The sequence below is a fragment of the Roseibium algicola genome (assembly GCF_001999245.1).
Classification (GTDB): Bacteria; Pseudomonadota; Alphaproteobacteria; order Rhizobiales; family Stappiaceae; genus Roseibium; species Roseibium algicola.
Genome location: NZ_CP019630.1, coordinates 4,021,146 through 4,033,126, shown reverse-complemented (window position 1 = coordinate 4,033,126; position 11,981 = coordinate 4,021,146). Strand labels below are relative to the sequence as shown.

The 11,981-nt window shown below is 53.1% G+C and carries 6 protein-coding genes, 2 pseudogenes and 1 other annotated feature; of the genes and pseudogenes, 5 read left to right on the top strand and 3 right to left on the bottom strand.

Features of this window, described 5'->3' with window-relative positions; genetic code table 11:
* Positions 1-140: 140 nt before the first annotated feature.
* Positions 141-575: pseudogene (locus B0E33_RS18545) on the top strand (carboxylesterase family protein); the annotation flags it as partial.
* 319 nt (positions 576-894) lie between these two features.
* On the opposite strand, the gene B0E33_RS18540 reads toward B0E33_RS18545, so the two are convergent.
* Positions 895-1,521, bottom strand: coding sequence for a helix-turn-helix transcriptional regulator (locus B0E33_RS18540; protein ID WP_206051375.1), 627 nt, complete (start codon positions 1,519-1,521; stop codon positions 895-897).
* Between the two features lie 86 nt (positions 1,522-1,607).
* On the opposite strand from B0E33_RS18540, the gene B0E33_RS18535 reads away from it, so the two are divergent.
* From B0E33_RS18535 to B0E33_RS18525, 3 genes are all read left to right on the top strand, one after another.
* Entirely contained in the window at positions 1,608-2,042 is a 435-nt protein-coding gene (locus B0E33_RS18535; RefSeq protein ID WP_206051374.1) for a RidA family protein, read from the top strand.
* 1 nt (position 2,043) lies between these two features.
* A complete protein-coding gene (locus B0E33_RS18530) occupies positions 2,044-3,201 on the top strand; it encodes a threonine synthase (RefSeq protein WP_077292009.1) in 1,158 nt (385 codons plus the stop codon).
* A gap of 158 nt (positions 3,202-3,359) precedes the next feature.
* Complete coding sequence (locus B0E33_RS18525; protein WP_077292008.1) at positions 3,360-4,652, top strand: dicarboxylate/amino acid:cation symporter; 1,293 nt, start codon at positions 3,360-3,362, stop codon at positions 4,650-4,652.
* A gap of 158 nt (positions 4,653-4,810) precedes the next feature.
* Here the strand turns inward: B0E33_RS18525 and B0E33_RS18520 are convergent.
* Together B0E33_RS18520 and B0E33_RS18515 are read right to left on the bottom strand one after the other, a co-directional pair.
* Positions 4,811-5,656: pseudogene (locus B0E33_RS18520) on the bottom strand (IS3 family transposase); the annotation flags it as partial.
* Positions 5,218-5,327, bottom strand: a sequence feature (AL1L pseudoknot). Its footprint overlaps the pseudogene before it by 110 nt.
* A gap of 684 nt (positions 5,657-6,340) precedes the next feature.
* Positions 6,341-10,165 (bottom strand): SIR2 family protein, encoded by a 3,825-nt coding sequence (locus B0E33_RS18515; protein ID WP_077292007.1) that lies wholly within the window; start codon positions 10,163-10,165, stop codon positions 6,341-6,343.
* A 385-nt stretch (positions 10,166-10,550) separates the two neighbouring features.
* On the opposite strand from B0E33_RS18515, the gene B0E33_RS18510 reads away from it, so the two are divergent.
* Entirely contained in the window at positions 10,551-11,747 is a 1,197-nt protein-coding gene (locus B0E33_RS18510; protein ID WP_077292006.1) for a mandelate racemase/muconate lactonizing enzyme family protein, read from the top strand.
* Positions 11,748-11,981 lie beyond the last annotated feature (234 nt).

Here is an 11,981-nt window from a genome sequence, read left to right as displayed (position 1 = left end):
AGAGCTTCTCCGGCTTCAGGCCGACCTTCTTCGTCCAGACCACAACACCGACGTCCTCTAACCTCATCGACTCTGACCGTCGGAGCTGGCCGAAAAACAACTTCCACTTTCAAGAAAGCTAGTGCAGAGGACCGAAAGATATGCCGAAATCTATTTTGGCCAGGCTCACGAGCCTTGCAAAAATCTCCGCTCTTGCAGCGATCGTCACACTTGCGGCCGGCGGCGCATCAGCCAAGGAAAACCCGGAAAACTCAATTGAAATCATTACACAAACTGGCACATTCGTTGGCGCAATCGAAGACGGAACCATTGCCCACAAAGGCATTCCCTATGCCAAGGCACCTGTTGCCGAACTTCGTTGGCGACTGCCGCAACCATTGGCCGTTTCGTCGGCATCCTATGACGCAACCCGATACAAACCGCACTGTCCGCAGGAAAATGCTCCTGACGATCCCGACGCGGAAGAGGACTGCCTCTTCTTGAATGTTTTCGCACCTAAGCTTGGCAAACCAAATGGAAACCTTCGTCCAGTCATGGTTTGGATCCATGGCGGCGCGAATGCTTTTGGAGCCAGCGATTTTTACCACCCGCATAACTTGGTGTTAACGGGTGAAGTCGTCGTGGTGACACTGAATTGTCCGAGAAGTGCACGAGGCCGCCGCCGTGAGCAGGTTCTCACTAATATTGCGCCTGATCTAATGCATGAAGAACGAAGGTCGCATGCGCTGTCCGACTCACGCGCCAGCCGACGATACGCCGGGAAAATGCGACGAGTTCGAACGACAGTAGAAAATGAAAGCCGAAGGCGTATAGAAAGTGCGGGGCTATTCGGAAACCACCTTTGCTGGGTCAAATGGGCCATTTGAACTGAGATGTTACGTTTGAGCCACCCCTTTATTTGACGTAATAATAGATGCTGCTTCTCGAACTTCCCAATAACCGGGCTACGACGTCGACAGAACCCTTCAGCGAAAGCAGATCGCGTTCTTTCAGAGCGCTTAGGAGTTCTCTCTTTTCTCCAGAGTTCAATGCTTTCAGGTCCTTGTTCTTAGACACGGCAAAATTCGTTACGAAATCTTCGAGGCTTTCCATCCGAGGGCTGGAAAGCTTTTCAGACACGCCATCTATGTGGCTTACAGCGGTCAAATTCTTCAGATAACTCGCCATCGAGTTCAAGTATGACGTGTCCAAGTTCAGACAAATCGCCGCTATATATTTTCCTTCGCTGTCCTTGAGCCCGATGGAGGTACTTTTGACCGGCTTTCCATCCCCCAAGGTATTTGCATAGTTCACGAGTTTGTCTGGAAAATCCGGGTCTGCAATCCTAGCGATTCCGAGTTCGGTTGCCGGGTCTCCGACAGAACGACCGGAAATATTATTTTCAATCATCACAATTGAACTGCTTGGTCGCGTCAGATCATGAAGCACAACTTCGCACATAGGGGCGAAAGTTTCTGCAAGCGCTTCGACAATTTTTCCTGCTTCCCTCAGAACAAGGTCGTGCTCACTTAATTTTGACATTTTGTCCATTCTCTACAATTTGTGAATTGACATTTTGGTTACTTTTGACAAATTATCACTTCCAGTCAATTGAAAACGAGGCTCCAATGGAAACAATGACCACCGCATCCAAGCCGAGTGACATGCATGAACCGAACGGCATACTCAGGATTGAGACGTCAAATGCCCCTCTACCACTGGGACATTATTCGCAGGCGGTCGAGTGTGCCGGATTGATCTTCCTGTCAGGAATCCTCCCACTTTCTTCAAAGAGTGGTGACAAAAATTCATTTCGTGAAGAGGTTTCAACGGTCCTATCCCACGCTGATGCCATTCTTCGTGCCACCGGAGCTCGCCGAGAAGATGTTATCAAGGTGACGGTTTACGTGACCGACGTTGGAAACTGGGAAATTTTCGACGAAGAGTTCGCATTGTTCATGGGGCCACACCGCCCTGCCCGGGCAGTCGTCCCGGTGCCGGTGTTGCACCATGATTGTCAAGTGGAACTCGAGCTAATCGCAAAAGCCCAAGGAGCTGCGTGAAATGAACGTGTCTTCTGCGACTTCACCCCAATTCGTCCAACCCCTCACTGGCAAAACCTTTGGTCTTGATAAGGCAATATGGTGCTCACCCGATAAGACACCACTCATGGTCTCGACGCTTCCTGGAATTACCCGGAATGACCTTGATTCCGGCACAAGATCAATCTGGAGATACGCGAAATCTTTACCTTTGAAGATCGACCGCCCAATTTGTCTGGGAGAAGGTGGAACACCGCTCGTTTCGGGCCAATTCGAAGGTGCCAATTACAGATTCAAACTCGAGTGGTTCTCGCCGACAGGTTCTTTCAAGGACCGGGGCGCTTCGGTGCTCATGTCCTACATCCGCCACTTAGGCATCACGAGCGTTGTCGAAGACAGTTCCGGCAATGGCGGAGCTGCGATCGCAGCTTATGGCGCGGCTGCAGGCATGAATGTCGAAATTCTGGTTCCTGCATACACCCAACCTTCCAAAGTCGCGCAAATCAGAGCTTATGGGGCTAACGTAACACTCGTGCCGGGAACGCGCCAAGATACGGAAGATGCAGCAATTGCATTGTCCAATCACGTTTTTTATGCAAGCCACAACTGGCATCCAATGTTCCTTCAGGGCACCAAGACACTTGGATATGAGATCTGGGAGGATCTCGGGTTCAAGGCGCCGGACAATATTGTTATTCCAGCTGCCGCCGGGAGCAATGTGCTGGGTTGTCACTTAGCGTTTGAAGAACTGCAAGCTGCGGGTGAAATTGATCGAATGCCGCGAATATTCGTAACCCAACCCAAAAACTGCTGTCCGCTGCATTACGCGCTTAACCCCGACCTCCTTGAGGAGCACGCACCTAGTTTCGAACCAACAATTGCGGAAGGAACCGCAATACGCCAGCCAATCCGGCTCTCCGAGATGATCGAAGCTGTGAGCGTGACTGGTGGGACGACTGCCGTTTTGTCAGAAAATGAGATCCTCAAAGCTGCATTAAGTCTCGCTAAGCAGGGGATATACACCGAGCCCACATCGGCACATGCTGCTGCAGGAGCCTCTCAATTACTTCGCCGGGGTCACATCAACCCTGATGACGAAACCATTGTCATTCTGACCGGTTCGGGGCTGAAGGCTACGCAGTTCTATGCAGATCATTTCTCAAAAACGACTACGGCATGATTTAGACGCTTTACCATCAGTTTGTCACTGACCGACAAACAACGAAGAAGCGTCGAATACTGAAATTGAAATCCCAGATTTCAAGGAAAGCAATCGAGTCCAACTCGAGTGCAAGTGCTGCTTTTGTCTTATCGAATGCAGAAAAACGGGAGGGAAAGATGGAAATACAAAAGCGAGGAATGCTCGGATTTTGGTTTAGAGCGATGTTGTGGAAACAAATTGCAATGGCACTTGTCGTAGGATCTGCAACCGGCATCGCTCTGAATATGACTGGTCATATTGAAATCGCGACATCCATCAAATACGCAGGCTCGTTTTTCATTTCAGCGATCAAGATGCTTGTTGTACCTATTGTTTTCGTGTCTCTCGTCTGCGGAATGACCTCGATTTCGGATGTGGGACGTATGGGGTTCATTGGTCTGAAAGCAATGACCTTTTATATCGCTACAACGGCAATTGCCATTTCGATAGGTTTGTTTCTTGGGATCGTTTTTGAGCCTGGTGCCAGTATCAATTTGGTTGCTGACCAGACCGTAGAGGTGCGTGAAGCACCTCCTTTCCTGGAAGTCCTTCTTGGCGTTATTCCAACTAACCCTATTGCTGCGGCCGCAGATGGCAACATTCTTCAGATAATTTTCTTCGCAATTATCTTCGGGTTGGCGGTTACTTTGGCAGGCCCAGTGGCAAGGCCGATCCGGGAATTCTTCGAAGCGTTGAATGCAGTTATTCTCAAGCTTGCTGAAGTCGTAATTTCGTTCGCACCTTATGGTGTTTTCGCGCTAATGACGTGGGTGACTGGCACATACGGTTTGGACCTCTTGTTGCCACTTGGAACACTTATTGTGGCTGTATATCTCGGCTGCTTCCTGCATGGTCTGATTGTGTATGGCGGCCTGGTGTCTTTCGTTGCCAAGCTCAGTCCAGTGCGCTTCTTCCAAGGCGTATTCGAACCTATGATAGTTGCGTTTACCAGTACTTCCAGTTCTGGAACGCTGCCCGTTACGATATCAGCTGTTGACAAAAACCTTGGTGTATCGAGATCGGTGTCGAGTTTCACCTTGCCACTTGGTGCGACTATCAACATGGACGGCACAGCACTGTATCAAGGTGTAACAGCCCTGTTTATCGCTCAGGCATACGGAGTAGAGCTTAATGTTACAGATTATCTGACCATTGTGTTGACTGCGACACTCGCTTCGATTGGATCCGCTGGGGTTCCCGGAGGTGGGCTGGTGATGCTTTCTCTTGTCTTAACTTCAGTTGGGCTACCACTCGAAGGAGTAGCGATTATTGCTGGCGTCGACCGAATTCTGGACATGGCACGCACAGCGCTCAACGTGACAGGTGACTGCGCTTGCACATTGCTTGTAGCCAAGTCGGAAGGAGAGGTTGATCTATCAGCGTATGATACGCCCCATGTTCTGAAGGCGGCTAGCGTACGCACCAATTAGACAACTTTTCTCACGCTCTTAGCCCACGTCTCGATTGGTCAACGACGCCCGAGACGTGGGAACGTAGCTATTTGCTCAAGAGACACCTGTTCACTGATCGGCGTTACCAACTTAGTTGGTGGGTCCGACGAGTGAACCGGACCGGGTTTGCCGGAAGCCAATTGCCGTGCAAACGCGCCTATGACGAAGGCGGCATAGACGAAGCCCTGCCAGGTGCCAAGTACGAGAAATCCGAAACCCAGAGCCTGTTCGGTGCCGGAACCTTGAACTGGCGGTTCACACGGTCGAGCGGACTGGGTGCCGACTTGTCCGAGAACGTCGTTTTGACAGATTTGCCACGAATGATCCCCTGAAGCCCCATCGCCTTCACTAGCAGGGTCACCGTGCAGCGGGCAACACCGAAGCCCTCCCGCTGCAATTGCCGCCAGACCTTGCGCGCGTTATAGACCCGGAAGTTCGCTTCGAAGATGCGGCGGATCCCAACCATCATAGCTGTGTCGCGGTGGGCGCGCGACGACAGGCACTCCTCGTCCACCCGCGTAGCGATATTCTCTCAATAAGTCGACAGGGCAATCGACAGAATTCTGTAAATCGGCTCGACCCGGAACACCGGCCGGTGTTCATCGATGAAAGAAATAATCGCTTCAGTGGGCGGTCGAGCTCCGTCCCAATGCCCGGCAGGTGATTGCCATGCGATCACGGAGAGGAGGCGCGATAGATGCAGACGCCTTGCGCAGGATCTCGTTGGCCTGACGTAGTTCACGGTTCTCCCGCTCCAGGGCCTTCATCTTCTCAGCCACATCGCTCTGAAGGCCGGCTCGCTTGCCGCTGTCGACTTCTGCCTTCTTGCCCCATTCATGCAGCGTCGCCGGCGCGCAGCGGATCCTGGCAGCGATACAAGAAACTGCGGACCACCGGGACGGATATTCGGCTTCATGGTCGAGCACAATACGAATGGTACGTTCGCGAACTTCAGATGAAAACTTGTTTGTTGTCTTGCTCATATCGGCTTCACTCTTCAGAAGTTGGAGCCCCCGGCAAACCAAGTGCGGTTCAGAGAGCAAACTATGCTATAGCCAGTCACACTAGTCGCCCACCTGCAGCCTAAACCTCTGAGGCCACAAAACGTTCGAAGCGAGTGCAAATATGTAGGAAAAACGCACCTACTAGCGAATGGGCACACCGGCGGTAGCGCTCCTCCGCTACCAACATCTTGCAACGAAATGCCCGTATCGTAGTCGCAACATGATCGCAAGCTATCTCTGCTTGCGCCCGGCAAGAGCGCGAAAGCAATTTCTCAGCGACTTGTGTCCACTCATCGCAGCCAATGGCTTGGCTTCAATTCCTGCCAAATTGATCACACCCCATTTTTTCACCAGGGACCACAAACGTCCTGGGTGGGACCGTCAGGAAACAGGCTTCTCGTGACGGATGATCCGAGCGAAACAGTCATTCATCTGTCCCGGCGGCGCAGGCGATTTCGGCCTGAAGGAGACAATCATCAATTCTGCATGCGCAGCTATGCTGCTTCTCCAAATCACCCATTCGTCGAATGGCGCAGCACATTCGAACAATTCGAGTCGAGGACGAGTTCGCTGACACGGTTGGTAGGCAGATACGGTGTGGGGTATTCAAATGAGGGCCCTAACCACAGATTACGCTCGTCCAGTACCCCCATGACCTTTTGACTAACGTCTCTCAACGAGGTCGATGAGCCTGAAATACCGACGATCTCGGGCTAGGCTTGGATCGGTTGCCTCCACGAGATCGAGAATTTCGGCAAGCTCACGGGGTGCAGTGGACGGTTCGTTGGGAACAATTGCATTGAGCATGTCCAGTACTGCAGAAGGATGTTTGGCAGTCAGTGGCATTTCTCCACCTACCTCTCTGGTGAATCTGTATAGCCAGTGACTTTCGTTTTGAACGGGCACCAAAAACCTCAAAACACTCCTAAGTACCAAGGGAAAATCATCACCGGTATCGTCGAGCATTTGCACCCACGACGCCACCATCTCGGACGTTCGGAACTTCCGCTCTCGGGGCCAAGTGTGTTCGATGAATGGCACCACGTTGCTGGCCCAACCGCTGTCGTCTCGCTGGCCAATCTGACCCAATCGGAAAATCACATCTTTTCGGTTTGAGTCAGACATGTTTCGAATGCAATTGCGAGCCTCGTTAATCAAAATGCCGTCTGGTTCATCTTGCCTATTGATCGTCAGCTCGACGACCATTTGAGCAGCAATCTTTGCGAGATTACGATCCCAGTTCCAACTGTATATCCGAGGGAAAAGGTCCAGCAGTAGTGGTTTAAGCCGTTGCCCGATTTCGACCTGAGGAAACGCTGCCGTAGACAGAAACGCATTCCACGCCGGTTCGGAAGCAGGATGTCCGAACGCGAACCATGGCATTATTCGCTCGAGGACCCAGTCCCGATCGATGTAGAACAACCATCGCAGCTGATGCACCAAGATCGCCACGGCATGGTCGCTGCCTTCGCCCGGTGCGGCTAGTAGACGTTCGAAGCGTGTCACGAAGGCTTCGGGAATACCTGCGTTTTCACCAAGCTTCAGGCTGTTAAGAGCATTGATTAGTCCTTCGGTTGCGCGACCGATTGGCCCATTGATTGCATGCCCGAATGTCCTCCGCGAGCGTTCTAAAACCTCACCGCCGACACGCATTTCGCCCCGACCACTATTCAGTGCTGATCCCTCATCAGACAACAAACCGGAAACGATGGCATCAAATACATTCCAAGCCGTTTTTTCGTCCTGCAAATAGGTTTTTTCGAAATTGTCTCTGACCCAATCACAAAGCGAGCGACTGAGGTCGCGCATAACCGGGTGGGGAAGGCGAGTAACGCGATGTAGGAACACCAAGTTCAGGCGAGGTAAAACCTCGGCAGGCCACTCCTGAATCATTGTTCTCCAGAGTTCGCTAGGGAAGTCGCCACTTCGCGATGCGTGCGAAAGTGCCGCAAGAGCCTTCCTCGGGCAGGCCTTTACAAGCCCGTTGAATGGCCTGAAATCGGTATGAGTGCGATAGTCTCTGCTGCTCTCTGATTTCGCACGCCCCACCACCTCACCAACTGGTACGCTCGCCAGGCTGCTTGGGTCGCTGTTAGTCGAAATACTACCGGAACGAATGCCATGCAAAATCACGATGCTGCTCGCCCAGCCATCTGACCAGTCTTCAATACGGCCGATCATCTTCGCCAAGCGAGCAGACTGGTCGCCAAATAGTTCACAGCCCTGTAGTTCTAGCCAGCGTGCGTACCGGGCTGCCAACTCGTCCCGAATTCCCGGATAATCTTCTTTCGTCCAGTGGTCCATTTTTTCGGGACCGGTCAGCAGAGCGTTGGTGATGGCAATTTGGTTCTCGCCTGACATGTCTTTCCATCTGTCGGCAATAAGGAATAGAAGCTCCCGCCTAATTTCATCATCCCAGAGCTCTCTGCGCGAGAATTCGAGCACGATGGAAACGGAGATATCAGCATCGAATAGCCGACTATCGTTCAGAGCAAAGAGCTTCAACTTCTTGAAAAAGAATCGGTCTTGATCATCCCAAGCCAGTACACGCGCTTTCAAAAGGTCGGGATGCTGTTGGGACATCCTCTCAATCAAGGTAAGGAACCAGCGGAAATAACTTGCTTCATCATCGTCTCGGTCTTCGCCATCCACTTCGCGCTCAGGATAGCAGGTCGGTGTCGTGAAGTAGCTGGTCCCAACGTCTCGATGGAAACCGGCGGCGAGCCGAAGATGCCTCTCTGCAATCGAGAAAACCTCCGGCAAGACTTCATCAGGTACCATAAGGTTTTCACCGTGCCGCTCCGGGAACTTGATCTCCCACCTGACAATCTCTCCCAGTGAAACGTCGCCCCAAGAGCTTTCTGGCGGCTTGGCCTCGCTCAGGCCGTAGGGGAGTTTGCGCACCAAAATAGGGGCCATCGCTTTGTCTAGGTCCCGAAGCACGCCTTGAGTCCAACCGTCCTTCTTGATCTTGGCTGTTAGGTCAAACCATCCGTGGTCCCAAGCAGCGCTACGCTTGTCAGCTAGAGACTCAAGGATCAGGTTCCAGGTGGTTCGCGCCTTGGGGTGAAGATCATCATTGCCCCTCAGCCGACGTGTGATTTCTTTCACGTGTCGTGGGTGTAGCTGGTGTTGACGAACAGCCCACCACGCAAAGACGGGATCGTTTAGGTGGCTTGCCGACCAGTCCAAGAGATGAGAAAGGCGTGACGGGATATCTTCCCATCCTTCAAGCTGCCTGCCAGCCAAACTATGACCGCTAGGAGGATTGGAATCTCCGCGTCGCCACTCCAATAGATGATCATGAATGCGGACAGTCCTTAGTCCCGACTCCGGAGGTCGTTCGGGATCGTCATCAAGTCCATATGCTTTCAAAGGGTCAAATGTGATAGCCCCTTCGTCATAGTCTTTGAATTTCTTGGCTGCTCGACAGAATGCGTCAAAGACGTTCAGCCATTCAGCCGGAGGAGAGGTTTCGGATTTGGAAAATAACCTAGCTCCGGGAGTAGTTCGCACTAAGTGCGCGACCTGCCCACGTTCGTGAGGAGATACTGCCCTCGGGCCTTTCCTTGCCATCTCGACCACATTTTTGCGCCAAGTACGCGGATCATCTGCACGGTCAGCCCAGGCCTTCAGCGTCTCCCACAGGTGAACATGGTCCGCGTAGGGAATTGGTGTCACACCACGATCTCGCCACTTGACTTCAATGTCTTCTAGCCTGCCTCGGTCAAAAGCGAACAGGTTAGCTGCGTCACGCAGCCCGTCGTGGTTCAACCCTTGCAGCAGATATTTTACTGGCGGGTCCTCAGCTTGGTAGCCAACCAACACGACTGTATATCGGTCTAGGAGCGCCCTCACGAATTTGGTCGCCCACCCCTCTGCAAGATATGCACGACCAAAATCAGCACTACTTAGTATGTAGTCATGGTGTGGGCACTCAGGCGATTGGAGGCGTCCATGCAGGTAAGTTATCCCATGGATCGGCATGCCTAGCTCAATATCGGGTAGTGCCGGTGGCTCGAAGATTCGGTCCGCAGAAACACCCAAGCATCGGTCGAATAGCCGGTCAAAGTTGGTGGTTACAATTTGCGGGCGGCCCTCAGGGTCTGACGAAATACGTGCAATGAGGCTGTGCTCGGGGCTGATTTTTGTCATGTCTTCTAAGGTCAACCGTTCCGCAACCAGCGTGCTTACATCCTGTTTGCCGTATTCTTGGTTCAGTAGATGAAAGACCTGATCAAGCGGAGCAAGAGGACCATCCGCATCAAGCGGCTTGTAGTCATCTCGAATTCGAGCACCGAACGCGGAAACGATAGATGAATCCTTTGGCGGATCGAAAAACTTTATTACATGTCGGGTCAGCCCAATGAAGTCTGGCATGCCAGACGGAAAAGAAACTCCTGCACCGCATAGAAACACTACACGGCCTTGATCGCAGCGATGCAAAAGCGCATCTGGGATATTGGGGCCATTCGAATGAAACCGCATTTTTTCAGACCTTCATCTCTGCAAGCGCACACTTGTGATCAGTGAACCCGTCAAAATCTACTTTTGCGTGTACACTAAAGGTCAATTGCACAGATTTCTCAATGTCGGCTCTTGGTTGGCACTAGAGTTGGCATTGCAAGCGCAGCAAACGTCCGCTCCACGCCCTCAATAGACCCACACTCGTCCGTAACTAACGGCAACTTAGCAATTCAGGCCGAAACGCCACCTCCATAGAGACCGCCCCCGCCATCCAATTGGACTCTGAAAATTGTCAAATTGGATATGTTGGCCAGACCAATTCCTTTCTAGCGTTCACGCAACAGCCGACTGTTCTCCTGATGCTCCTGGATCCTTCAGGCAGCGCCCCCTTTTCAATGGACCGAACATGCAAGTGCTTGACCGCGTTGAACTCTACCTTGTGAAAACACCCCTGCCCGCGCCGCATGCGCCCTCGTGGATTCCCGGAACGATCCGGACCCATGTCTCCATGTGCATCGTCCGGTTCATCACCGATGACGGTGTTGAAGGATGGAGCGGGTTTCCGGCTGCGGGGCGTGAGCGCGCCGGGCTGGGCGACCTCTTGGCGGGTCTGTTTCTCGGCCAGGATGCAGGCGATATCGAAAGGCTTTCCGAGCGCATCCAGATCATGGCGGCGGGCGGCAATTTCAACTGGTGGCTAGAGCCTGCCTTCTGGGACATCAAGGCCAGGAGCGCGGGCCTGCCGCTCTACAAGCTGCTTGGCGGAACGGATGACCGTATCAGGCTTTATGCCTCATCCGGTGAGCTTCGGGACCCGGGCGCACGGCGCGAGGAAGCCGAAGCCCGGCTTGCCGAAGGGTTCGACACGATGAAAATTCGTGTCCATGACTTCGATGAGGCCGTTGATATCGACCATATCTCGGATATCGCCCGTCACATGCAGGGACGGATGAGGATCTCGGTCGACTGCAATCAGGCCTTCCGCCTGACGCAGAACGGCGATGCGCCGCTCTGGTCGCTGGACAGGGCCAAGCGCTTTGTCGATGCCGCTGCGGATGTCGGCCTTGCCTGGGTGGAAGAACCGCTGTTTGGCGAATGGCACGAGGAAATCGCCAGACTGACCACCTATTCGCGCGTTCCTGTCGCCGGTGGCGAACTTCATGTCATGGGCTACAGGGAACTCGCCCGGATGATGAAGATGGGCTGCTACAATATCTTCCAGCCCGATGCCATGTGGGCCGGCGGGATTACACAGTGCCTCAAGGTTGCCGCGCTCTGCAGGCAAGAAGGCATCAGGTTCACGCCGCATTGCTGGTCAAACGGCTTCGGCTTCATCGCAAATGCGCATGTCTTTGCCGCCAGCGGCTTTGCCGGTGAGGAGCTGTTTGAATATCCGATCTCACCACCGGGCTGGACACCGGAAGGCCGCGACCAGATCTTCTCGCAGCCGTTCCTGCACGAAAACGGCTGGTTTGCCATGCCGCAGACACCTGGCCTCGGCTTCGAGATCAATCAGGAAACCCTTAAGAAATACGGGCAGTGTTTCTTCAAGGCCAGCCGCAACTCCACGCACTGGATGCCTGAAGCACTGCCTGCTCCTTAAAGGTCTCACCCACGTCTGGCGTGCGCCGTTCCCTCGATCTTCGCCCCGAAGGCGCAGGACGGGTTTCTGCCACCTCGGTGAGGGAAACCTCCTGCGCGGAAGCATCAAGCCAAACCGTGCGTCTTTGCATGTCATGTCCTGAGGCGCACAGGAAAAAGAAACACCGCACGACAGGTGCCGGAACGCGCCTGTCAATCTGCACAATGGACCGGCGTGCAGGCATGAAGTAACAAT